Below are 21,500 nucleotides of genomic sequence, written 5' to 3'. Positions count from 1 at the left end.
CTATCATAGGCTTGTGTAAAGTTTTCAGGTTACTTGAGAATTTTGCTCAAAAAGGTATGGTGGCCAGGCTTTACACACACGGGGAAAAATCATGCAAAAAATCATCTTAGCTTCACTTCTGGCCACGTCTGCACTTACTCACGCAAGCGACATCATTGTTTCAAAAGGTGTTAAATCTAATCTTAGAGATTTAATCGAAAAAGACTTAAACGTCCTGGATAACCTTAAATTCAAAGGCGACACGTCTGCTGAAGATCTAAAGATCATCGGGCTTAGCAAGGTTGACACTAATTCAGCAACAGGCTGGTTATCAGAAAGAGTTAACTACGTTATCGAAGAAAACGCTTTCACACTTCCAAAACTTCTTATTAAGAAAGTTGTCTCTGTTGAGAGATCTGGAGTTACATTTCCAAACCAAGACGTTCTACCATATGGTCTTGCTAACAACATGATCAACGAAGAAGAAGAAAAAGGTATCACAGTTATGAGTAACATCGGTGCTGGTATCTATATGGGTGGTAAGCAACAGAAGCAAGTTTACTCTCTAAAGATCTCAAGAGGTTTATTAAAGAAATCAATCAAAGCTGTCGTTGAATCTCCAAGAGTGGGAATCATCCAGATTGGCGAAGGTCTCTTCATGCCTCAGATTAACCCTAACAAGACAAACAAAGAAGCTATAGCAAACTCTATCTACCGTCTTGGTGTTTTCTTCCACGAAGCACGCCACAGTGACGGTAATGGTGTAAGCCTTGGTTTCACTCACTCAAAATGCCCGGAAGGTCATAACCTTGAAGGGGCCTACGCTTGTGATGAAAACCTAAACGGACCTTATACTGTTGGTGCCATCTTTACTGCTGAAATGCTGAAGGCCTGTGGGGATCAGTGTTCAGAGCAAGACAAGTCTGCTCTTTTGGCCGAGATCCTGGACTCTTACTCAAGAGTTGTTAAAATTAACAAAAAAGGCGTTCCATCTACACATTGGGATGCGACTCCAGAGAGTCTATAAATCTAGAATAATCAAAGGCCTGGGTGATCCCGGGCCTTTTTATTTGGATCTACCGAGTTTTTTACTAAAGTATTTTCCCTCCCTCACCGACAAGCTTCATAGACCTTAAACTACTAAAGGAAAAACTTATGAAGGCGAATCTACTAATCCTGACATTATTAACAGTTGCAACAGTCTCTGTGCAGGCCAAGGAAGTTCTTTATACTGAAGGTGGAAAAGCATCATATGCTGCTTACCCGGTTTCAGAGTATAAATTCCCTAATCAGCAAGTGGCAGTAACTGATAATGAAAAAGACATGAAGATTGCCAACCTTAATAAACTGCTGGATCAGCAACAAAGACTTTATGAAGAAAAAATCACATATCTTGAAGAAGAGCTAAAAAAATCAAAAGATCGTTTAATCGAGAAATCAATTAATACTGATAAAATGACTGCTTTAACTGAAAAGCGTTATAGCGAAGAGACGGCTTACCTGAAAAAGGAGCTGGTTGCTAAGACGAGAACTGTTATGGAATACCAAAGACAACTTGAAAAGATGAAACCTGCAGAAGATATGAAAAACCTTATTAAGATTAATACTGAGCTTGCTCTAGAGCTTAGAAAATCAAACGACCAGCTGGCAATTATCCAACTTAAAGGCAATGAGGCCATTGCTCAAAAAGTTGAAGAAAAGGCGGTGACTGGCGGAAGAATGCCTGCAAGTGTCGGAAAATAAAATTTTAGCTTCGCAATCTTAAGGGCAGGTCATCCTGCCCTTTTTTTTTGCCACTTTTTCGGAATTTTCAAAGACTCTAAATTTTCTTTAAAATCGCCCTCAAGCCCTCGTATCCCTTCACTTTTCTCCAAGTATCCCCGACTCCTATTGATGCTCTCACTCATTTCTCTAAAATAGGTTCAATCAACATTGGGATTTTGTCAGCTGCACGTTTTTGGACTTTAGAACAAAATCGCAACAATCAAAGAAAGAAACCATTATGAGAACAATCTCCATTCTGGCCTTTACGAGCTTTCTGGTTCTTTGGGGAGTCTACTTCTTCCTAAAAGACAACGATCGCTCACAAAAGGCACAAGTGACAAGTGCTGAAGTTCTTGATGAGAATCTTAAATCTGAAGGGAGTGTGCTTTCAGCTAAAAGAAAGCGCGACCTGGACAAAATCGGAGCCGTTATTAATGAGAACAACGTTCGCATTGACGACTCTACTCGCGAAGAAATCAAGACTGCCAAACAAGGGTACGAGACAAAAGAAGGTGTCAAAGAATTGCAGGCCATGCTGGAACAAAGTTATATGGACCGCAATAGCACCATCAAAGACATCAAGCGCATCCAGGACGCAATCATTGAGAAGAAAAACAAGTTAAAAGAAACTGTGACTAACACTGAAAAGTGGGACCCGCGTTTCGTGTATTACCTGATGATTCAGGAAAATTACACTTATCCGGAAATCAACATGATCAAATCGCTTGCTGAAAACGGTCTGAACATGGAAGAAATTGAATACATCAACGAGCTGATCCGCGAAGACTCTTTCATGGATAGAATCATGGCGTTCAAGTCTCAAGGAGACATCAGCCGTACTGTAGCTTCTTTCAAAAAGACTAAAAAGAAAGAAGTAGATGATTTCATCGACGACGTTAAAGATGGCCCGTCGATTGAAGATAAGTTAATTGAAATGAATTACAACCAAGATGAAAAAGAGGAAATGATCTATGGGAACAATCAATAATCAGGACCACACTATGCAAACAACTAAAAAAAGAATCCCGCTAGTCAGCTTATTATTGCGTGAAAAGAAATTCTTGATCAACAACGACTTCCAGATCCAGTTCATGATCTCACTGTTGTTGATTTCGATTTGCTCAATGTCGGTGATCTATCTGGCAAACGATTACTTTTTCCACTCTTATATGCAGCGAGGAGAAGCTCTTAATCTTCCTCCTGATCACCCTTTCTTTTTAATGATTCACGAACAGAAACAATTTATGACAAACGTATTCATAGTAGTGGCCCTAAGCATCTCGGGAATCGCTGGACTCTGGGGACTCTTCTACTCACACAAGATCGCGGGGCCTTTATACCGTCTGCAACGTTATTTTACTCAGGCCGCAATGGAGAGTGCTCCGCTTAAACAAAAGATTTATTTCCGTGATGACGACTTTTTCCAGGAAGTACCGGAATCTATCAATAAATATATTGACTCAATCGGTGCCGGTGGAACAGAAAAAACCATTGCCGGCACGACTGAAGATAATAATAAAGTGGCCTAAAAATTATAAGAATTACTCGACGTATTCAGAAAAATTCGACTTCAAGTTTTCAAGCTCAAGTTCATCAAATTCAATCGTGGTCGGTGATCCCCAAATGGGTCCCGGCCACGCTCTGTCTGTAGGGTATCTGGCAATGACATGGATGTGTAGCTGCTGAACGATATTCCCCAATGATCCGACATTTAATTTATGCGGCTGATAGTGTGACTTTAAAAACTCCGAGACAATCGAAATTTCTTCCATTAGCATGGTTTGTTCTTCGTGGCTTAAATCAACCAACTCGATTGCACCTGTCTTTCTTGGAACCAGGATGAACCACGGGTTCTCTTTATCGTTTTTTAAAAAGACAGTACTAAGACCCAAGTTTGCAATAAAAACTGAGTTCTGCTCAATGACTGGGTCAACTGTAAATCTATTGGCGTTCATAAATCTCTTCCTAAGGCTGTAAACGAGTGATCATCCAATCGTTGTTTTGTTTTGTAAAAAGGAAACGGTCGTTAATACGATAATCTCCATAGACAAAAAATTCAAATTCATAAGGCTCAAAATAAAAGCCTCCCCAGGTCGCGGGTAGTGGAACATCCTTTCCATCAAATGCTTTAGTTGCTTCTTCCAGTTTTTTCATCAGAGCGTCTTTATCAGCAATCGGAGAACTCTGATCAGAGATATATGATGCCAGCTGACTTTGTCTGTCGCGGGACTGAAAATAACGGCGGGAACTGGCCTCATCCATTTTCTTGACAGTTCCTTGAATACGAACCTGACGCTTAGAAACGTGCCAGTAGAACAATAAACAAGCTTCATTGTTGGCCTCTAGTTCGCGCCCCTTTGTGCTTTTGTAGTTCGTATAGAAGGTCAGTTTTCCCTCTGAAAGACCTTTAAACAAAACAGTTCTTGAATCTGGGCGGCCGTGAAAAGTATCAACCGTCGAGAGAGTCATTGCCTCTGGATTTTGTTCTACTTTCTTGGCATCATTGTACCAACTGGAAAATGATTCTAATGGATCTTTGTTTAGATAATAGTTGATTAGGTTATCCATATAATTCCTAAACTTTCTTAAGTTTAAATTAATCTTGGTAGTCTTCTCTTTACTTTACTTTATTCCGATAGATTAAAAAAAGAAAATAATATGAAAAGATTTAAAATCCTGATTGTTGAAGACGAAGAAATGCTACTCGATTTATTCGAGATGCTGATCTCTAGCGAAGTCGATTGCGAGATCACAACTGCATCGAATGGACATGAAGCAATGGACATCCTGAATCAGGACAGCGATTTTCAATTAGTCATTTCAGATTATAAAATGCCACGCGCTTCAGGTGGTGAGTTATACCACTTCAACTCTACTCGTCAGAACATTCCTTTCTTTCTCTTCTCAGGTGGCGACCTGGAAGACTATCCGGAATTCGCTGATTTTTATAAGACGAATTCCAACAATCGTTTCTTCAATAAGCCTTTCAATGAGAAACTGCTTATCACTGAAATCAAGCGTCTTTATAATTCATAACCATCAACGTTTCAAAGTGTTCCGTATAAGGAAACATATCGAAAATTTGCGCGCGTGAAATCGAGTAATGCTCTTTCATCATTTCATAATCGCGGGCCAGAGTTTCAGCATTACAACTCGAGTATATAATCACTTTTGGGCCAAGCTTTAGCAGGGCATTCACAATATTTTCATTGAGCCCTCTACGTGGAGGATTCACTAAAATGGCCTCATAAGAAGCCCCTTGGCTCTCTAAAAACTTTTCAACATCAAGGGCCTCAAAACCAATCTCACCTTTGATTTTATTTTTAACGACCGCGTTTTTGGCCGACTCAATCGCCTCTTTAGAAATCTCCACCCCGAATACACGCTGGGCATTTTGGGCCGCAAAGAATGAGAAAGCCCCGACGCCACAATAAAGATCCAGAAACGACTGGATCTGATAATCGCGCACCACATCTCCAGCGGCCTCATAAAGCTTGCCAGCAATCTCAGGCGAGACTTGAAAAAAACTTCTCGGTCCAAGACTTAAAGTCACATCACCAAAAACGTGAGTGATGTTTTGCTCGCTCGTGAGAACAATCTCTTCATCTCCTTCAAGCACCGCTTTGTGTTCCGGTTGAATATTGGCCGTCACCACTTTGATCGTCGGGAACTTTATTAAAAGCTCTGCCGTCATTTTCCTTAAGCGATCCAGTGATTCTTTTGAGCGCAGGACAAAACGCAGAAGAAACTCTTCTCGCCCTTCTGTCTTAGAAAGAATTAAGTATTTTAACTCTCCCTTTTTATCTGCCAGCGAGTAAGGTGGAATTTTAAATTGTTTTAACTCCAGCTTTAAATGCGGCAGAAGTTCATTCATGCCTGGCATATGTAGAGGACATTCTTCCAAGTCTCTGAATTGGAGTGTACTGTCGTAAAAACCAAATTGAATATGATCTAACTCACCAAAGACTGCAAACTTCGCTTTATTTCGCGAACCTTCCGCTGCCAAAACCCCCACCGTTGGCATTAGTTCCAATTTTGTGCCTGAGAAAAGTGCTTGTAGCTTCTTTTCTTTAAGCGTCAGCGTCTCCTGATAAGAAAGATTCAGGAGTCCACAAGAACGGCAATGATTGGTCTTAAACCAACGACAGTCCATAATAATCCAATTGATTTCTTAAATGTTAAAAAGTAGCTTTATCATACCACACTTTAAAGGAAAATGACTTATGGCACTTACATTAATCGGCTCTTTCACTTCACCTTACGTTAGAAAAATCCGTCTGCTGCTATGGGAGGATAAGACCGTTGAATTCAGACCAGTGAATTACTTTGAAGAAGAAGGAAATAAATACTTAAAGGAGATCAACCCCTTCAACCAACTTCCCATGATGCTGGATGAAGAGCAACCGATTTATGACTCGCGCGTGATGTTTAATTACATTACAAAAAAGAAAGGTCTTAAACCACTGACGATTGAAGAAGAGAACATTCTTTCGGCCATCGACACGACTCTTGCCAGCGCAGTAAATCTTTTTTCTCTAAGAAAAGGTGGCATTGATATCGACGCTGGCAACCACTACTTTATCGAACGCCAAAGAGAGCGCCTGCCTTCTCTTTTAAACCTGATTACTCCGTGGGCAAAAACTCAGGAGCCGGCAAAAGACTGGAACTTCCTGACGATGAGTCTTTACTCTCTGCTTTTCTGGCTGGAGTTTAGAGAAATGTATGACATTAAAAAGCACCCTGATTTAGTAAACTTCATGGAGCGATTTAAAAATTGTCCGGGAGTGGCGGAAACAGATATCCCGAAGGCCTAAGCAACCTTTCTGAATGGATTGGTCACTTCTAAATTCTTTTTCTCCTGGAACATGTCTTCCAGCTTCATACGGTTTAAGAAGTTAGAAAAGGCCATCCAGATCGCCAGACCGTTCATGTCTTTGATTTGCGGCGGGAGGTATTTTGGCAGGGTGATCACACCCTCGTCGTGATAATCTTTTAAGACCGGAAGCTCATCCAACGTCACTTTTCCGGCAAATAAAAATGGAATTAAATCCGCTCGTCCCTCTTTAATCGACATGCGCATGAAATTGTAAATCATGACAAAGCCTTTTAAATAAGAGATATCTTTCGTAAAAGGAGATCCACCAGTAAGAGGTGCTCCTCTAAAAATACGGCCGGCGTTTTTAACGGCCTGGTAATCTTCCTGTCCTTTATCTTTAAAGAACTTGATGACTTCTAAAAGATCCGCTCCGTCTTCGGCCATCTGGCAGGCGACAAGGCGATCGTTTAGTCTCTTGGCCCTTCTTGGGAACATGGCAAAGTTAAAAAGCTCCATCGTCACCGCCAGACCTTCCTGTGTGGCCGTTGAGCACGGTGGTCCCTTGGCGAGCCATTTAGCGTAAGGTTGGTTTTGTCCATTGAGAGTCGTCCCTAAATGAACCCATCCTTCATGAACTTCAAAAATATCCAGGTCCTTTTTCGAAAACCTTAGATCACTTTTAATTTTAATATAATCAGACCCGGCCGAGGCATCAGAGATGATTCCGTCGGAGAGTTTAATTTTTATGCGCTCGTCTTTAAAATATTCACCTAAACGGATTTTAAGCTCACCGACTACTTGCTCTGAAGAAAGTGTGCGCTCTAAGCTCTCCCCCAGGATATTTTCATCAAGTGAATTTAAAAGTCCACTCATCACATGGGCCAGGTCGCTAAGTTTCGTTTTACCGTCTCCCATAACTTCGTTAGCACTGCCGTAAAGCTTTTTTGAATAATCGTAAAAGTCGCTCTTTCCTCTGGCCATCAGCATGCGGATAACATCTTCATACTGAATGCAGTTTCTCGTCATGATCAATCCCAATGGATCATTCGCTCCAAGCTCGCGCTGGATTTTCAAACGCAGCTCTTTAAACTCCTGGAGTTTTTTAACCGGATCATACTTTAAGGGGCGATTGTCATAGGAAATTTCGGGAAGTTCTTTGAATTTATTTTTAACCAGAAAGTCTTCAACACCTTCTGACCATTTAACTGAATCGAGAATTTGAATGGGTTTTTGCAGCTCATTTAAAATGAGAGAGAGCTCCAGGATAATATTCTTGTACTTCTGGTCCTTCATCTATTTCTTTTCTGCTTCCTTGAAGCCGACATTGTAACCGCTTCCCCAAAACTTTTTATCGATCTCTTCTTTGCTGGAAGGCTCGCCAAAATGTTTCACTTCAATTCGGTATTTATCTGAATTGATATCGCTTTTATAAAACTTTACTTCAATCAAATCCTCTTCCCCGGCCTTGAGCTTGGGAAGATTTTTTAAATTGAGCGAGATTTCTTCATCCACGTATTGAGTCATGTACATTAAACAATCGATAATGATTGAGCCGTTGTAAGGGTTAGAACCAAAATAAGTTTTTGCACACGTTCTGTAGTTGTTTTTAAATGGCAGATCGACCTTGGCCGGTGTTTCACTCGTGCGCTTGATAAAAACAACATAAGGTTCATTATCGCGGCGGTAAAATGGTCTTCCTAAATCAACACTCTTTTTATCAAGCGTCACTTTTAAATCGGGTTCTTTCTCGGCACACCCCGGGCATTTAGCTGGAAGAGTCCCGGCCGCTTCGACTTCCTTGTTGATAGTGCTGACGTCATGGAGATTTTTAATCATTTCATGACCGGCCTCCTGTGTGTTTTCCTCTGCGTAAGAGCGAGTAACACCAAGAAATCCCAGCGACAAAAGCGAAAGAAAAGTAATGGTATTTAGGCTTTTCATAGTGGACTTATCGGCGTCTTTAAGGCTAAACTTGAGCGAGTTGATAAGGTTTGAATTCTCTATTAATTTCCGATGGTTATACAATGAAAAACCGCCAGGGTTCCTATAAAAAAGTCCTGATGGCCGAAAGCTTTTTGGCCCCGCACAGGCACACCCTGATTAAAAATATTGATGCACTCCTTGAACGCGGACTCTCACCCTTCGAACTTTGCACTCTCTATATTTTACTGTTTCTAAGAGTCCGCCACCAAAAGAACTGGCTGCAAAAAAAAGAAAAGTTCACTCCCTCTGTTTCCGGAAAAAAACTTCTCGATCTTATCCCCGAGAGTTTTCAGTTAACTGAATGGGAAAAACAAAAACTCGAAGGCATTAGTGCCGTCGAACTTTTTCAATACTTCAACCTCAAAGGTATCCCTTTGGCCGTCAACCGCACGATGGTTAACTGGGCCCAGGGCACATGGAAGATTGAAGTGCTCACTCATATTCCTAGCCCTAGAGAGCTTCTTCGCATGCAGGTGAAAAACACCAGATGCATTACTCTCACAGTAAAACACGAAGAGATCGACCAGCTGGTTCTCTCTTCGCGTGATCCTTTAAGTTTCGTGCTTCACGATCTTCACCATGCAGATCATTTTTTTAACAGCGAATACAGCCTAAAAGGCCAATTGGGCTTTTATTCTCTAGTGGATAAAGTCTACGATCAGCCGCTTTTAAAAAAATCGCTCAAAGAAGATTCACAATTTAAATCTGAATTCGACTACGTGGTCTCAGATATGAATGCTTACGTGATTCATCTTTTTAAGTGCTTTAAATACGCTTTCACCAGAACAGATGAAAAGCTCGAGACGAAAGTCTTCCCTGAACTTCTAGAATGGTGGCAGATGCCTCTTGAGGCAAAGTCTGCGGCCCACAAACTCAACACACCTGATTTCCAGGAAGAAGATGAAACCCATTTGAGACTTTTCTTTGAAAAATCTCAGGAGATTTTTGCATGAAAAAGATTCTTATTTTAAATGGAAGTCTAACTGGTAAATCCGGAAACACTGAACATTTAATTACTGAATTAAGAAAACACTTAAAAAACAGAAGTACCTCATGTGAAGTTGTTGAGCTCAACGATTTCATGGATAAAAAAATCTCACTTCCTGAATTAAAAGAAAAACTTCAAGAGGCCCACGGTTTTATCTTCACCAGTGGAACCTACTGGGATAGTTGGGGAAGCCCAATGCAGTACTTCTTAGAAGCGACGACTGAGTTTGAGGCTTCTGATGTTTTCGTTGGAAAGTCGGCAGCTGTTTTAATCACGATGCACGCGGTGGGTGGAAAAGGTGTTTTATCAAGGCTTCAAGGAGTCTTAAACACACAAGGGCTTCTTATCCCGCCAATGAGTGGCATGGTCTATTCTCTTGCCCAGCAATTAGCGCTAACCACTGAATCGACATTTGCTGAAGACTTCTGGAGTCTCGAAGACACAGAAATCATCGTCCACAACTTGCTTGTAAGCCTAAATCAACAAACTGATTATAAAACCTGGCCAGTCGATCACAAAGACCCAAAAAGAATTTGGATCAAATAGCCCATAACCCTGGAAAAAAATGCTGACAAAAAAATCTGTGTTCATTAACTTTTTAGCTTTCTACGTCGCTTGGTGGGCAATGCTGATTTCTAACTGGAAAGGACAACCAGTAATTGGTTGGGTGGTTTTCGCTCTGGTTATGGCCATCCATTTCTTGCGCGTTTCAATCAACAAGAAAAAAGACGCTATCGAAGTGACACTGATTGCTGCCATTGGAATCATCCTGGATACAGTTCTCTTTAAAACAGGTATCCTGACTTTCAACAACCCACTTCTCGGAACACTTCCACCCGCATGGCTTTTAGGAATCTGGTTTCTTTTTGCGACCACAATTTCTTACACTTTTATTTTAATCAGAAACAAAATCCCGGCCCAGATTATTGTCGGAGGTTTTTTTGCTCCTGTAAGTTATATCACTGGAGCTAAATTCATGCTTCTAAGCTTGTATCAGCCTTTTGGAGTGTATTACATGATCCACGGGGCCTGTTGGTTGGTTTTCTTCCCTCTTTGCTTTTTTATTTCTAAAAAGGTTAAGGGATATTAATGATTAAAACTCTCTTCATCCACATACTTTTTTTGGTGAGCACTGCTCTTTTAGCAGATGAGGTCACCATTAATGGTGAAGCCTTTGATAAAGATAAAAAGCTGATCTTTATCGAAACTCAACAAGTCAGAATATCACCTCTGGGGGAATGGAATGAAGTGCAGATTAAATACTCACAAACCGACGGCAACCTCATCGCCGAGCTAAAGGCCAACTTCTTTAAAGACCTCTATGTCCCGGAGACCGTTCTTATTGATCACCGCTTTAATGAAAAAACAGAAGTTCATTTTGATATTCACAAAAAAAACGTCATGATCAAAACGACCAACACTAAAACTGGCAACATCCACGCTAAGAGTTTTAAATATGAATCGACAATGGTTTCAGCGCTAGGCCTGCACAACTTTGTTATCAATCACTACGATACAAAAGAGGCCAGGATCAAACTTTTGATTCCAAAAAAATCGGAAGCCTACACTTTTAACTTTGAAAAAGAAAAAGGTGTCATTGAAGGTCACAGCCGTTTTGCCTTCACTGTTTCAAACTGGATCCTGCGCGCTATCCTTCGAGAAATCATGATGGATTACAAAGACAGCGACCGTACCTTAGTCCATTATCGCGGACTCACAGAAATCGAATCAGACGAGCACAATTCACAAAACCTAACTATCAGAATGAGTTACCATGGAGCAACCAATGACAAATAAAGTATCTGACATTTTCGACCCGAACCTATGGAATGAAATCCCAGGCTTCAATTTTAAAGACATCACTTACCACCGTGCTAAAGACCAGGGCACAGTGAGAATTGCAATCAACCGTCCGGAGGTAAGAAATGCTTTTCGCCCGCAGACCGTTGATGAACTTTACACAGCTCTTGAGCATGCCCGTATCTCTGCCGACGTTGGAGTTGTTCTCTTAACTGGAAACGGCCCCTCACCAAAAGATGCCGGATGGGCCTTCTGCTCAGGTGGAGACCAGCGCATCCGTGGAAAAGATGGATACAAATATGAAGGGCAAGACCACAACGGCACAGGCAACAATAAAGTTGACCTGGCACGCTTAGGACGCCTGCACATTCTTGAAGTTCAGCGCTTAATTCGCTTTATGCCTAAAGTGGTTGTTGCTGTTGTCCCAGGATGGGCCGTGGGTGGAGGGCACAGTCTTCACGTTGTGTGCGACCTGACTCTTGCTTCAAAAGAGCATGCGATTTTTAAACAAACTGACCCGGATGTTGCAAGCTTCGATTCTGGTTACGGATCAGCTTACCTTGCTCGCATGGTCGGGCAAAAACGTGCACGCGAAATCTTCTTTTTAGGAAGAAACTACACTGCTCAGGAAGCTTTTGAGATGGGGATGGTTAACGCTGTTATCGCCCATGATGAGCTGGAAAAAGTTGCGCTTGAATGGGCACGCGAAATGAACTCGAAGTCACCAACAGCGATGAGAATGCTAAAGTTTGGTTTCAACATGGTTGATGACGGTTTAGTTGGTCAGCAGCTTTTTGCCGGTGAAGCAACTCGCTTAGCTTACGGGACTGAGGAAGCACTTGAAGGGCGTAACTCGTTTGTTGAGAAGAGAGCGAAGGATTTTACTAAATATCCATGGCATTACTAGTTTAGCGGCTCGCTCGAACTCTTAATTTTAAGATCAATTCCGATCTGGCCCAGAAGCGTATTCATGGTCCAGATCGGCCCAATTAAAAGAAAGAATAAATCTTTAAAAAAACTCGGTTTCTTCCCTTCAATCTTGTGACCAATAAACTGCCCTATCCATGCCACGATAAAAATCCCTAAACTGATTAAAAGAAAACGTGGCCTCATAAGCTCAAGCAAAAGCACCATCGGAATGACTAAAACTAAAATAGCTGCAATCACTCTGATGTTTCTAAAAGTCGCATAATAAATAAAAGAAAGAATAATAAAAATCGTGCTGCAATCAAGCCACAAAGGCCAGCTCGCAGGAACTGGTAGTGCTTTTAAAATACCCAAGAGACTAAACATAATCGCCGGCACGCAGATCTTATGGATCATAATGTTGGTCGGGTTCTGGTGTGATTCAGAGTATTCGCTAATGTAACTTTCCAGGTTTCTCATAATTACTCGATCAGGGTATCAATCTGAACATTTGAAATCTGTCCAAATCTGTTAGTGATTTTTTCTGTCGTCGTATGAATGTCTTTAACATCTTTGCTGACGTTATCAATGTGCTGAGCAAGTTTGTCCCAACGGATTTTATAACGGCCAAACTCCTCACCTAGCTTATTTAATTCCTGGTGAATGATATTGGTGTACTTGCTTCTCTCTACGTTCTGGATCACGACCTGAATGGTTGTCAACGTGGCCATAAATGTTGTCGGGCTCACCAGCCATACGCGTTTACTTTGAGCGTGAGAGATGATGTCGTGGTGGTAAGCATTGATTTCAGCAAAGATTGCCTCCGCTGGAAGGAATAAAATTGCCTGGTCAGTCGTCTCACCTGGAATGATGTATTTTTCAGAAATATCGTTAATATGTTTTTTAACGTTCGCTTTAAATTCTTTGGTAAACTCTTTTCTTTCGATCTCTGTAAAATTCAAATCGATCATCTTGCGGTAGTTTTCCAGCGGGAACTTAGAGTCGACAACGATGTTGCCCATTGTCCCTGGCATAAAGATAATAGAGTCACAGATCACGCCTGTTGAAAGAGAGAATTGAAGTTTATAGACGTTGTCGTTTTTCTCACCAAAAACAGAGCTCAGGATCTGGTGAAGCTGAACCTCTCCGAAAATCCCACGGCTTTTTTTATCCGTTAAAACGTCCTGCAAAGACACGACGTTTGTTGAAAGAGACTCGATTTTCTTTTGGGCCTCATCGATTTTCGCCAGTCGTTCAATAACACTGGTAAATGTTTCATTGGTTTTCTTAAAGCCCTGATCCAAATTTTCGCGAACGCGGTCAGAAATCTCGTTAAGTTTATCCTGCATACTTTTTGTAAGCTTCTCATTAGTACTGGTTAATTCAAGGGCCATCTTTTCTCTCATGGCCACAAGTTCCTGAGTCATCTTTTCACGCATTCCCACCAGATCCTGAGTCATGCGCTCCTTCATCATCACCAGGTCTTGAGTCATCTTCTCTTTCATCACGACTTGTTCACCAGTCATCTTTTCGTTAACTGCCACAAGTTGATGAGTCAGGACATGCTGAAAATTTCCGAACTTTTCGATAATTTCCTGAGAGGTCTTGTTTTGCTCGGCCGCAATCTTTTTAAATTTCTCTTCAATAATTTCTGAAACCTGAAGCCTGGTCACTTCTTTTTGGTTTTCAAAACGGGCAAGCATATTAGTCTCTAGCTGAACGAGTTTATCTGATAAAGGTTTTAGTTCATCTTTTAGGAAACTGAAATCCTGGTTTTTAACTTTCAAGAAAATAAGGGCCATACCCAATAAAACAGCAACTAATAATACAACAAGGACAATTTGCATGAAGTCTCCGGTTCTACTCTAAAAAGCGTAGAAGTTTAAAAGCAAGCTTACTCAGTGAGCTTGTATAAGGGGGAAAATATAAATTTGAAAGAGTGAATCGCCCTTGATGAAGGACTGCTCTTTCGTGAGAAAAAGTCTTAAAGCCAAATACACCATGATAACTTCCGAGCCCCGAATGCCCGACTCCGCCAAAAGGCAGATGAGGATTGGCCAGGTGAAGAACCACATGGTTAATGGCAGCACCACCAGAAGTCGTGCTGTTTAAAACCTTCTTAATCATCTTTTTATTTTTTGAGAATACATAAAGCGCCAGTGGCTTAGGGTTCTTTTGAATGTACTCAATTACCGTCTCAACATTCTTGTAGGTTAAAAGCGGCATAATCGGCCCAAAGATTTCATCTTCCATAATCGGGCTATTAAGGTTTACGTCCGTCAACAGTGTTGGCGGAATATAACGTTCATCTTTTAGTGGCTGGTCAGTTAAGAGCTTCTTTTCATCCTTAATCTTCAGTGCCAGACGTTCATAAGCTTTCACGTCAATAATGCGGGCAAAGTCTTCAGTTTTTAAACGATCAAGTGAAGTCTCTCCAAAACGTTTTTCAATTTGTTCTTTAAAAAGTTCGATGAATTTTTCTTTAAGCTCTTCCGGGATGTAAACGTAATCTGGGGCCACGCATGTCTGCCCCCCATTCATAAATTTTCCCCAGAACAATTTCTCTGCGCAGTCTTTTAGGTCGACATCGCGGTCGATGATGACCGGCGATTTTCCACCTAACTCCAAGGTCACTGGAGTTAAGTTCTTCGCAGCTGCTAGCATGATTTTTTTTCCGACCTGAGTGCTTCCAGTAAAGAAAATGTGATCAAAAGGAAGCTCCATTAATTTTTCGGCCAGGTCTATTTCTCCAATCACTACCCGGGCAACGTTTTCAGGAAAAACCTCATTAATGATTTTTTTAAGGATCAAACTAGTCGCCGGAGTTTTTTCCGAAGGTCTGGCAATCACGCAGTTTCCTGCAGCGATCGCGGCCACTAATGGATTGATGAGTAAAGCAAAAGGATAATTCCATGGGGCCAAAACCAGCACCACTCCCTTGGCCTCGTAGTGGATATAAGATTTTGAACCAAAAAGAGCTATGGGAGTACCCACGCGTTTTGGCTTCATCCAAGAGGAAAGTTTCTTCACGGCAAAATTGATTTCATCAATTACCGTATGAATTTCAGTTAATTCACTTTCTGCATACGGTTTTCTAAAGTCCGCATACAAAGCGGCCTTGATCTCTTCTCTTCTGGACTCAACAGAGGCCTTAAGTTTTTTCAGGAGGTCTTTTCTCTGCGAAGCACTCGTTTGAGACATGGCCCAACGGTTATCGCTTTGAAGTTTAAAAAGTGCGTTTAGATTTTCCATCTCGCCTACGGTCTTAGAATGTGACACATATATCCCGAAGGATTTTTAATTAAATAGTCTTGATGATAAGCTTCCGCCGTAAAAAACTCAGGCGCCATCATGACCTGTGTGACCACTGGATTTTTAAAAACGTGAGAGCCATCAACCTTCGCCACATAGTCTTTTGCTTTTTGCAGCTGCACTTCCGAATAAGTGAAAATCACCGAACGGTACTGAGTGCCGATATCGTTATGCTGACGATTTAATGTCGTCGGATCATGCAGTCTGAAAAATACATCGAGCACACCTTCGTAAGAAATTACTGATGGATCAAATTCAACCAAAACAACTTCTGCATGATCAGTCGCGCCCGTACAGACTTCCTGATATGTTGGATTTTTAGTCGTGCCACCTGCATAGCCAACTTCAGTTGAAACAATTCCGGGAATTGTGCGGAAAATATGTTCCACACCCCAAAAACATCCGGCCCCTAAAAGTGCTTTTTCATTTGCCATACAACCGCCTTATGTTGAAACGTAAATCAGGATTCCTGCCAGGATAAAGCTCAGCAAATCCCCGCCATAGTCTAGCCAAAAATCGCGCTTAGACCAACCATAAATTACCAGGTATTTTGCATTGGTAGCAATGACAAAAACCAACCAGCAACCGGCACTTACTTTGATCATATTGGGAAGAGAATCGACGACAAAATCTCTTTGAATAACGTCTAGCCCCCAAACATTAAACAGCGAGCCAAAAAGGGCCGCAAGCCACACTTTGGGAGTTCTCATGGCCCTTTGTCTCATTTTTAGGTTCCAGAGATAAATAAATCCCAAATTAATCAGCGCAATGATTGGGATATGAAGCACTTGCATGACATCCAAAACGAAACTCCCTGTTGATTCATTCCACTATTTTAGATAATAAAAAACAAATGATCAAAAATACTCACTACAGTTACGACTATTCTCAGCCCGAGGACTACCGTTTTTCGCTAGACTCAGTGTTTCTTGCCCAGAAAGTCGCTCTAAAACTGGGTTCTCACCCGGAACCTGAGACCTTAAAGGTTCTCGATCTGTGCTCAGGCTGCGGAGTCGTGGGGTTGGAGCTCAATTTTCACCTGCGCGCTTTAAAGAAAATCGATTTCCTGGAAGTTCAGGATGTCTATCTTCCACACTTTGAAGAAAACGTCATTCAGGCCAAAACTGAAGATTCACACTTTCGTTTTCTCAATATGAATTATGCCGATTTACTGAATGAAGATTTTAAAGATCACTACGACGTGATCATTTCCAATCCTCCCTACTTCTTTTTAGGTGAAGGACTCCTTTCTCCCAACGAATTTAAAAACCGCTGTCGCTTTTTTATCGACAGTGACTTTAACAATCTTATCAAAGCTGTTCTTTTTTCATTAAAACCAAGTGGACGCGCTTATCTTTTAGTGAGACCGGGCTCACATCATGGCAGAAATCTTTTCGATGAGATTAAGGATCTATCCCTGGGATTTGCGGATGTTCAGATTCTTGATGAAGTCAGAGGCACTAACATCGTCGAGCTGGTTAAAAGCCCGCTTGAAGTTAGCGTATAATTGCTCTTCTAGTTTTTCCACTTCCATTCCAAGACTCTTTGCTCCCTGCTGATAAATATCGGCAATAGAAAACTCAGTCTGATCTCCAGTTTCAAACATCAAATTATTTAAGGGAGTGATTTTGAGCATAGAATCGTTTTTTAAAATCCTCTTCCCATAGGTGAAAATCACATCGTATTTCAGATAATCATGCATCTCTTTTTCATTGCCGCCAAAAGCATGAAGCATAACCGGCTGCTGGAACTTGATTTTTTTTAAAATCCCCAGGAGATCAGAATGTGTGCGGACGGAATGAATGATAATAGGAAGTTTTAAGTCACTGGCGAGTTCAAAATGCTTAAGCAAAACATAAACCTGGTCATCAATTGAAGCTATCCCCTCATGAACGCGGTCCAGCCCACACTCTCCGATTGCGACGATATCCTTGGTGTCTGCTTTTAAGATTTCCCACTGCTCATCAAAGTGTTTGCGATCAAACGGCAAGGTCAATTCCCACGGATGAACCGCTTTGGTGTGAACACCAACCAGGATTTGCGTATCGTTAGATTTTTGATGGGCATGGACGTCTAGGTACATGCTTAAAGGTTATGCCAGATCGTTTAATGCGGAAAGAACTTTTGCAAAGTGCGGCCCTTTAAACTTCATTTTAGCTTTGGCCATGTAATCTTTCATCGTCCACTTCGGATTATCCAAAATAAAATGTGTCAAATCATGAGAGACAATAAAGACTGTCGCCAGTGGGGTGATTTTATTATAGGCCAGCTTATTTGGGTAACCATTTTCTTTTGGCAATTCGTGATGTTGCCTGACAATCATCCCGACATCAGGTGGGATCTCTTTGAGTTCATCAATTTTTTTAGCAGCGATATTTGGGTGTTCGAGAACAAGTTTAAAATCTTGCGGAGAAAGTTTCTCTTTTAAAAGCTCCAGCTCAAAATAACTACCTTTGATTTTTGCCAGGTCTGGTCGCTCTGATAAGGCCATATCATGCAGATAAGCTGCATAAACAAATTTCTCAAGCGTTTTTTCCGTGTTCCATTCCATCTTTATGGAAATACCTGTGGCAATATTGATCAACATTCCAATATGGGTCATGATGTAGTTATCGCCTGAACGGTCAATCTTTAATTCTGCAAACAGTTGCTTGAGTTTAGTATTTTTCTTCACCTGTTCCATGATCTTATTCACTCGCTGTTCTAGCTGAGGAATAGGAAAAGGAAGCTCACACTTCACAGCGGGAAGGTCATCATAAACCGGTTCTGGCTCAATAGTTTTGCCTTCGCTAATGGCCTTCACCATTTCATGAAGTTTGGCGTGATCAAAAGGTTTCATCACTACGCCGGCAAAACGGCTTCCAAAACGCTCTGCAAATTGAGTATTGATAATCCCGCTTAAGATAATAACCGGACATCCATTGTTTTTATTGTCTGGATTATCAACCAGAAATTTCACGATTTCCGCTCCATTTCTGCCTTCGAGATTGATATCGAGGACAATCATAGACACGACGGTTTCTTCCAGAATCTTCTGGGCCTCGGGGACACTCCCCGCAGTAACGATTTTATCGAATAAATCACTCAGAATCGTGGTGACAACGTCGATTATCTCTTTACTGTCGTCTACAATAAGTAGTATTTTCTCCATATCTTTTGTTTTAAATTATACAGGTTTTTTACACTATACGCATCGGTATAAAGTATGGGTCTCTTAAAAGAAAATTCAATCTATGCATTAACTCAAGAAGATCTTAAAAGTTTTTTAAGTGCCAATGATTTCTCTCTGGAATTAGCCCCAATCATTTTACAGAACTTATACAAAAAAAATAAAAGAACCAAAACGATTTCAGAAAAATTATTGAGTGTTCTCGAAGGCAATTTCTCTTTTTCTCTTCCTGAGATTAAACAAGTTTCTAAATCTCCGGACGGAACGATTAAGTTTCTCATGGGTTTTCATGACCAAAAAACAGTGGAAACTGTTTTAATCCCTTTTCACAAGCGCTTTACAGTATGCCTTTCTTCTCAAGTCGGATGTGCCATGAAATGCAGTTTCTGTTACACCGGGACAATGGGGCTCTCGCGCCATTTAAAAAGCAGTGAAATCGTCGGTCAATATGTAGTCGCAGCAAACTACCTGAGAGAGGAGCTGGGGCAAAAGCCCGTATCGCCCAATATCGTATTTATGGGACAAGGTGAACCCCTTCATAACAGCGAAGAGGTTTTAAGAGCTATAAACATTTTTATGGAGCCATTAGGTTTAGGCGTAGGACCTCGCCAGATGACTCTTTCGACAGCTGGTTTTTTACCAGGTATGAAGAAGCTTGCCGATTTTCCTAAAATCAATATCGCTCTTTCTCTTCACTCGCCTTTTAACGAAGTCAGAAAAGAGCTTATCCCAATCAATCAACACTATCCTCTGGAAGAGATCCTAGGTGCCTTAGATGAACTGGATCTGATGAAAAGACAGTTCGTCACTTACGAATACCTTTTAATTGATGAACTCAACGACCGCAAAGAAGATGCTGATGAACTTAAAAGACTTCTGGGCAATCGCCCCGCTATTATCAACATCATTCCATTTAATCCTTTTCCCGGAAGTTCTTACAAACGCCCCTCAACAGAAAAAGTAGAGGGTTTTAAAGAGATGTTGGTTGAACGCAAACTCCGCACAATGGTGAGAACAACCAAAGGAAGTGACATCCTTGCAGCTTGCGGCCAATTAAAGTCTAAAATGTAATTAAGAGTTTTTCAGGTTCTTTTTGAGTTCAATCACAAAACTCGTGTGACCATCCTCGCGGCGGTAGTAGAATTTCCCTTCATGGGCCTCGATAATCCCTTTAGAAATAGAGAGTCCAAGCCCTGTGCCCTTGCCAATTTCTTTAGTCGTATAAAAAGGCAGCATCATCTGCTCGACCACTTCTTCCTTAATCCCCAACCCACTGTCAGTGACGCTAATGGCGACAGCGCCTTCTCTATCCTCCGCTGAGATTTTTACCCATTTCACTGGGAGCGATTGAACAGCATCCAATGAATTGTTTAGAAGATTCACCAATACCTGGACGATTTGCACTTCACGACATTCAATTTCTGTATTTGGAGATATATCCTGCTTAATTTCGATACCATTGTCGCGAAACTTTTCCTGGCACAGTTCGAGAGTCATCTCAACAATATCAGTGACACGTTTTTTCGCAAATACATCCCCACTTGAATCGCGGGAAAAGGCACGAAGCCCACGAATAATTTTAGCGATGCGATCCACTGTCGAAATAATCCGGTCAAGGTTTTCCACATTTTTTGCCAGAGGGACACTTGAGTCATTGAGATTCTTCTTTGTCCTCGTCGCCAGAGCTGAAATAATAGTCAGAGGGTTATTGATCTCATGGGCCACACCACTGGCCATCTCGCCAAGAGAAGAGAGCTTCGAAGCCTGAATCGCCTGTTGTCTTTGAGCTTCCAGTTCTGATTGGGACCACAAATAGGCAAAAAGGAATGAACCAAATCCAACCACTACAACGAGCAGAAAAACAAGATAAATAATCGTGCGCTTCTTCCACTCTTTTAAAACTTGTTCCATTGAAAGCCCGACAGAAACGACATAAGGATAATGATAAAGTTTTCTTACCGTTAAAACCCTGCGTACACCATCAACGTTAGAGACTGAGTCAACTGTAAGTGAATTACTTTCGTTATGGATAAATTTTTTATAACGCTCACTTGCTGGGATAATCTTACCGACCTGATTTTCATTCCATGGGATGCGCACGTAGGTAATCAAGTCAATATTAAAAAGACCAATGAGCCCCTCTTTCCCCAGGTCAAGCTTCTCAAACTGTTCTTTGAAATAAGACAGAGGAATTGAACCTATAACTAATCCGTCGAAGTCTCCATTGTTATCGACTAACTTTCTGGCGACAATCACCACCCAGATGTGATTAGTCTTACTCAATACTGGCTTGGAAATATGCATTTCCACTGTCGGGTTATTTTTTAGAAACTGAAAATACTCCCTGTCATTCACGTTGTGATAATTTTGAACGCCACCATCATCTACGATATAGTTACCATTTTTATCGATGGCCTTAAAACTTCTTACTTGCGGGAGCCTCAGCCTTCTTTCCAAAAACAGTCTGTTGAAAAAACTGTTTGGAAATTTCTCCCCTTCAGACTTTGCCCTCTGAAGAACGTGCTGAAGTTCAAGAAGGACAAGATCCGTCGATTGAAATGAACTATCAATATGCTCCTGAAGAACCCGGCTTAAGTTTTCAGTTTCTGTCTCAGCTTTGTGTGTTTCGACCACGTATGAATTATGGCTTTCGTAAACAAATCCCCCCAAAAGGAGCAGTGAGAATAAACAAGAGACCAGTAAAAACCGGCTGTTTTTAGGATTTTCGATCAGGCTAGAGAGAGAAGTCATATCAATAATACTAGTTCAAGCCGGATTTTTGT

General features: G+C 41.3%; 26 protein-coding genes. 13 read left to right on the top strand and 13 right to left on the bottom strand.

Translation table 11 applies throughout. From position 1 onward, the window contains the following. Nucleotides 1-91: 91 nt before the first annotated feature. From ACN20O_RS13695 to ACN20O_RS13680, 4 genes are all read left to right on the top strand, one after another. On the top strand, nucleotides 92-1,006 hold the full coding sequence (locus ACN20O_RS13695) for a hypothetical protein (protein WP_491634485.1): 915 nt from the start codon (nucleotides 92-94) through the stop codon (nucleotides 1,004-1,006). A 128-nt stretch (nucleotides 1,007-1,134) separates the two neighbouring features. Beyond that, the gene (locus ACN20O_RS13690; protein WP_491634484.1) at nucleotides 1,135-1,722 is read left to right on the top strand and encodes a hypothetical protein; all 588 of its coding nucleotides are present in this window, start codon (nucleotides 1,135-1,137) and stop codon (nucleotides 1,720-1,722) included. A 259-nt stretch (nucleotides 1,723-1,981) separates the two neighbouring features. After that, nucleotides 1,982-2,731, top strand: coding sequence for a hypothetical protein (locus tag ACN20O_RS13685; RefSeq protein WP_102242892.1), 750 nt, complete (start codon nucleotides 1,982-1,984; stop codon nucleotides 2,729-2,731). Beyond that, on the top strand, nucleotides 2,715-3,272 hold the full coding sequence (locus tag ACN20O_RS13680) for a hypothetical protein (RefSeq protein WP_491634483.1): 558 nt from the start codon (nucleotides 2,715-2,717) through the stop codon (nucleotides 3,270-3,272). Before ACN20O_RS13685 ends, ACN20O_RS13680 begins: the two co-directional genes overlap by 17 nt. Before the next feature lie 12 nt (nucleotides 3,273-3,284). On the opposite strand, the gene ACN20O_RS13675 is transcribed toward ACN20O_RS13680, so the two are convergent. Together ACN20O_RS13675 and pdxH are read right to left on the bottom strand one after the other, a co-directional pair. Beyond that, nucleotides 3,285-3,698, bottom strand: coding sequence for an HIT domain-containing protein (locus ACN20O_RS13675; RefSeq protein WP_102242890.1), 414 nt, complete (start codon nucleotides 3,696-3,698; stop codon nucleotides 3,285-3,287). Between the two features lie 10 nt (nucleotides 3,699-3,708). Further along, nucleotides 3,709-4,311: a pyridoxamine 5'-phosphate oxidase gene (pdxH, locus tag ACN20O_RS13670; RefSeq protein ID WP_491634482.1), complete on the bottom strand. Its 603-nt coding sequence runs from the start codon at nucleotides 4,309-4,311 to the stop codon at nucleotides 3,709-3,711. Between the two features lie 90 nt (nucleotides 4,312-4,401). Here pdxH and ACN20O_RS13665 point away from each other — a divergent pair, with 90 nt between their 5' ends. Beyond that, on the top strand, nucleotides 4,402-4,779 hold the full coding sequence (locus ACN20O_RS13665) for a response regulator (RefSeq protein WP_491634481.1): 378 nt from the start codon (nucleotides 4,402-4,404) through the stop codon (nucleotides 4,777-4,779). Here the strand turns inward: ACN20O_RS13665 and rlmD are convergent. Next, nucleotides 4,757-5,896 (bottom strand): 23S rRNA (uracil(1939)-C(5))-methyltransferase RlmD, encoded by a 1,140-nt coding sequence (gene rlmD / locus ACN20O_RS13660; protein ID WP_491634480.1) that lies wholly within the window; start codon nucleotides 5,894-5,896, stop codon nucleotides 4,757-4,759. The two genes, ACN20O_RS13665 and rlmD, sit on opposite strands and share 23 nt — an antisense overlap. A 70-nt stretch (nucleotides 5,897-5,966) precedes the next feature. On the opposite strand from rlmD, the gene ACN20O_RS13655 reads away from it, so the two are divergent. Next, complete coding sequence (locus ACN20O_RS13655; protein WP_491634479.1) at nucleotides 5,967-6,557, top strand: glutathione S-transferase family protein; 591 nt, start codon at nucleotides 5,967-5,969, stop codon at nucleotides 6,555-6,557. On the opposite strand, the gene ACN20O_RS13650 is transcribed toward ACN20O_RS13655, so the two are convergent. Together ACN20O_RS13650 and ACN20O_RS13645 are read right to left on the bottom strand one after the other, a co-directional pair. Further along, nucleotides 6,554-7,852, bottom strand: a complete 1,299-nt coding sequence (locus tag ACN20O_RS13650) for a peptidase MATCAP family protein (protein ID WP_491634478.1) — start codon at nucleotides 7,850-7,852, stop codon at nucleotides 6,554-6,556. The genes ACN20O_RS13655 and ACN20O_RS13650 overlap by 4 nt on opposite strands. After that, on the bottom strand, nucleotides 7,853-8,500 hold the full coding sequence (locus ACN20O_RS13645) for a hypothetical protein (protein WP_491634477.1): 648 nt from the start codon (nucleotides 8,498-8,500) through the stop codon (nucleotides 7,853-7,855). Nucleotides 8,501-8,583: 83 nt separating this feature from the next. Between ACN20O_RS13645 and ACN20O_RS13640 the strand changes: the two genes are divergently transcribed. From ACN20O_RS13640 to ACN20O_RS13620, 5 genes are read left to right on the top strand one after another with little or no spacing between them, the layout of a single operon-like run. Then, a complete protein-coding gene (locus ACN20O_RS13640; RefSeq protein WP_491634476.1) occupies nucleotides 8,584-9,495 on the top strand; it encodes a hypothetical protein in 912 nt (303 codons plus the stop codon). Further along, nucleotides 9,492-10,076, top strand: coding sequence for a flavodoxin family protein (locus ACN20O_RS13635; protein WP_491634475.1), 585 nt, complete (start codon nucleotides 9,492-9,494; stop codon nucleotides 10,074-10,076). Before ACN20O_RS13640 ends, ACN20O_RS13635 begins: the two co-directional genes overlap by 4 nt. A 19-nt stretch (nucleotides 10,077-10,095) precedes the next feature. Next, nucleotides 10,096-10,620 carry a DUF2878 domain-containing protein gene (locus ACN20O_RS13630; RefSeq protein WP_491634474.1) on the top strand — a complete coding sequence of 175 codons (525 nt, stop codon included), beginning with the start codon at nucleotides 10,096-10,098 and terminating at the stop codon, nucleotides 10,618-10,620. After that, nucleotides 10,620-11,327, top strand: a complete 708-nt coding sequence (locus tag ACN20O_RS13625; protein WP_491634473.1) for a hypothetical protein — start codon at nucleotides 10,620-10,622, stop codon at nucleotides 11,325-11,327. The genes ACN20O_RS13630 and ACN20O_RS13625 overlap by 1 nt, the downstream gene beginning before the upstream one ends. Further along, nucleotides 11,317-12,237, top strand: coding sequence for a 1,4-dihydroxy-2-naphthoyl-CoA synthase (locus ACN20O_RS13620; RefSeq protein ID WP_491634472.1), 921 nt, complete (start codon nucleotides 11,317-11,319; stop codon nucleotides 12,235-12,237). Before ACN20O_RS13625 ends, ACN20O_RS13620 begins: the two co-directional genes overlap by 11 nt. Here ACN20O_RS13620 and ACN20O_RS13615 read toward each other — a convergent pair. Genes ACN20O_RS13615 through ACN20O_RS13595 form a run of 5 tightly spaced genes read right to left on the bottom strand, consistent with a single transcriptional unit; the run spans nucleotide 12,234 to nucleotide 16,351 of the window. Continuing rightward, on the bottom strand, nucleotides 12,234-12,716 hold the full coding sequence (locus ACN20O_RS13615) for an Mpo1 family 2-hydroxy fatty acid dioxygenase (RefSeq protein ID WP_491634471.1): 483 nt from the start codon (nucleotides 12,714-12,716) through the stop codon (nucleotides 12,234-12,236). The genes ACN20O_RS13620 and ACN20O_RS13615 overlap by 4 nt on opposite strands. 2 nt (nucleotides 12,717-12,718) lie before the next feature. Beyond that, nucleotides 12,719-14,083: a DNA recombination protein RmuC gene (locus ACN20O_RS13610; protein WP_491634470.1), complete on the bottom strand. Its 1,365-nt coding sequence runs from the start codon at nucleotides 14,081-14,083 to the stop codon at nucleotides 12,719-12,721. Nucleotides 14,084-14,096: 13 nt separating this feature from the next. Further along, on the bottom strand, nucleotides 14,097-15,488 hold the full coding sequence (locus ACN20O_RS13605) for an aldehyde dehydrogenase family protein (protein WP_491634469.1): 1,392 nt from the start codon (nucleotides 15,486-15,488) through the stop codon (nucleotides 14,097-14,099). Between the two features lie 5 nt (nucleotides 15,489-15,493). Then, complete coding sequence (msrA, locus tag ACN20O_RS13600) at nucleotides 15,494-15,982, bottom strand: peptide-methionine (S)-S-oxide reductase MsrA (protein WP_491634468.1); 489 nt, start codon at nucleotides 15,980-15,982, stop codon at nucleotides 15,494-15,496. A 9-nt stretch (nucleotides 15,983-15,991) separates the two neighbouring features. Then, nucleotides 15,992-16,351, bottom strand: coding sequence for a hypothetical protein (locus ACN20O_RS13595; RefSeq protein ID WP_133566724.1), 360 nt, complete (start codon nucleotides 16,349-16,351; stop codon nucleotides 15,992-15,994). Nucleotides 16,352-16,401: 50 nt separating this feature from the next. On the opposite strand from ACN20O_RS13595, the gene ACN20O_RS13590 reads away from it, so the two are divergent. After that, nucleotides 16,402-17,055, top strand: a complete 654-nt coding sequence (locus tag ACN20O_RS13590) for a methyltransferase (RefSeq protein ID WP_491634467.1) — start codon at nucleotides 16,402-16,404, stop codon at nucleotides 17,053-17,055. Here ACN20O_RS13590 and ACN20O_RS13585 read toward each other — a convergent pair. Together ACN20O_RS13585 and ACN20O_RS13580 are read right to left on the bottom strand one after the other, a co-directional pair. Continuing rightward, complete coding sequence (locus tag ACN20O_RS13585; protein ID WP_491634466.1) at nucleotides 16,960-17,631, bottom strand: TatD family hydrolase; 672 nt, start codon at nucleotides 17,629-17,631, stop codon at nucleotides 16,960-16,962. The genes ACN20O_RS13590 and ACN20O_RS13585 overlap by 96 nt on opposite strands. A 9-nt stretch (nucleotides 17,632-17,640) precedes the next feature. Further along, nucleotides 17,641-18,699, bottom strand: a complete 1,059-nt coding sequence (locus ACN20O_RS13580; RefSeq protein ID WP_491634465.1) for a response regulator — start codon at nucleotides 18,697-18,699, stop codon at nucleotides 17,641-17,643. A gap of 54 nt (nucleotides 18,700-18,753) precedes the next feature. On the opposite strand from ACN20O_RS13580, the gene rlmN reads away from it, so the two are divergent. Continuing rightward, entirely contained in the window at nucleotides 18,754-19,788 is a 1,035-nt protein-coding gene (rlmN, locus tag ACN20O_RS13575; protein WP_491634464.1) for a dual-specificity RNA methyltransferase RlmN, read from the top strand. Here the strand turns inward: rlmN and ACN20O_RS13570 are convergent, their stop codons facing one another. Next, complete coding sequence (locus ACN20O_RS13570; RefSeq protein WP_491634463.1) at nucleotides 19,789-21,468, bottom strand: ATP-binding protein; 1,680 nt, start codon at nucleotides 21,466-21,468, stop codon at nucleotides 19,789-19,791. It lies immediately after the preceding gene. Nucleotides 21,469-21,500: the final 32 nt, after the last annotated feature.

It is taken from the genome of Bacteriovorax sp. As-1 (assembly GCF_058446905.1).
The sequence above is the reverse complement of the archived record's forward strand: the minus strand, read 5'-3'. Positions and strand labels throughout refer to the sequence as shown.

Coding starts and splice junctions, on each gene's coding strand:
- ACN20O_RS13695 (WP_491634485.1), top strand. CDS start 92: ATGCAAAAAATCATCTTAGCTTCACTTCTGGCCACGTCTGCACTTACT.
- ACN20O_RS13690 (WP_491634484.1), top strand. CDS start 1,135: ATGAAGGCGAATCTACTAATCCTGACATTATTAACAGTTGCAACAGTC.
- ACN20O_RS13685 (WP_102242892.1), top strand. CDS start 1,982: ATGAGAACAATCTCCATTCTGGCCTTTACGAGCTTTCTGGTTCTTTGG.
- ACN20O_RS13680 (WP_491634483.1), top strand. CDS start 2,715: ATGGGAACAATCAATAATCAGGACCACACTATGCAAACAACTAAAAAA.
- ACN20O_RS13675 (WP_102242890.1), bottom strand. CDS start 3,698: ATGAACGCCAATAGATTTACAGTTGACCCAGTCATTGAGCAGAACTCA.
- pdxH (WP_491634482.1), bottom strand. CDS start 4,311: ATGGATAACCTAATCAACTATTATCTAAACAAAGATCCATTAGAATCA.
- ACN20O_RS13665 (WP_491634481.1), top strand. CDS start 4,402: ATGAAAAGATTTAAAATCCTGATTGTTGAAGACGAAGAAATGCTACTC.
- rlmD (WP_491634480.1), bottom strand. CDS start 5,896: ATGGACTGTCGTTGGTTTAAGACCAATCATTGCCGTTCTTGTGGACTC.
- ACN20O_RS13655 (WP_491634479.1), top strand. CDS start 5,967: ATGGCACTTACATTAATCGGCTCTTTCACTTCACCTTACGTTAGAAAA.
- ACN20O_RS13650 (WP_491634478.1), bottom strand. CDS start 7,852: ATGAAGGACCAGAAGTACAAGAATATTATCCTGGAGCTCTCTCTCATT.
- ACN20O_RS13645 (WP_491634477.1), bottom strand. CDS start 8,500: ATGAAAAGCCTAAATACCATTACTTTTCTTTCGCTTTTGTCGCTGGGA.
- ACN20O_RS13640 (WP_491634476.1), top strand. CDS start 8,584: ATGAAAAACCGCCAGGGTTCCTATAAAAAAGTCCTGATGGCCGAAAGC.
- ACN20O_RS13635 (WP_491634475.1), top strand. CDS start 9,492: ATGAAAAAGATTCTTATTTTAAATGGAAGTCTAACTGGTAAATCCGGA.
- ACN20O_RS13630 (WP_491634474.1), top strand. CDS start 10,096: ATGCTGACAAAAAAATCTGTGTTCATTAACTTTTTAGCTTTCTACGTC.
- ACN20O_RS13625 (WP_491634473.1), top strand. CDS start 10,620: ATGATTAAAACTCTCTTCATCCACATACTTTTTTTGGTGAGCACTGCT.
- ACN20O_RS13620 (WP_491634472.1), top strand. CDS start 11,317: ATGACAAATAAAGTATCTGACATTTTCGACCCGAACCTATGGAATGAA.
- ACN20O_RS13615 (WP_491634471.1), bottom strand. CDS start 12,716: ATGAGAAACCTGGAAAGTTACATTAGCGAATACTCTGAATCACACCAG.
- ACN20O_RS13610 (WP_491634470.1), bottom strand. CDS start 14,083: ATGCAAATTGTCCTTGTTGTATTATTAGTTGCTGTTTTATTGGGTATG.
- ACN20O_RS13605 (WP_491634469.1), bottom strand. CDS start 15,488: ATGGAAAATCTAAACGCACTTTTTAAACTTCAAAGCGATAACCGTTGG.
- msrA (WP_491634468.1), bottom strand. CDS start 15,982: ATGGCAAATGAAAAAGCACTTTTAGGGGCCGGATGTTTTTGGGGTGTG.
- ACN20O_RS13590 (WP_491634467.1), top strand. CDS start 16,402: ATGATCAAAAATACTCACTACAGTTACGACTATTCTCAGCCCGAGGAC.
- ACN20O_RS13585 (WP_491634466.1), bottom strand. CDS start 17,631: ATGTACCTAGACGTCCATGCCCATCAAAAATCTAACGATACGCAAATC.
- ACN20O_RS13580 (WP_491634465.1), bottom strand. CDS start 18,699: ATGGAGAAAATACTACTTATTGTAGACGACAGTAAAGAGATAATCGAC.
- rlmN (WP_491634464.1), top strand. CDS start 18,754: ATGGGTCTCTTAAAAGAAAATTCAATCTATGCATTAACTCAAGAAGAT.
- ACN20O_RS13570 (WP_491634463.1), bottom strand. CDS start 21,468: ATGACTTCTCTCTCTAGCCTGATCGAAAATCCTAAAAACAGCCGGTTT.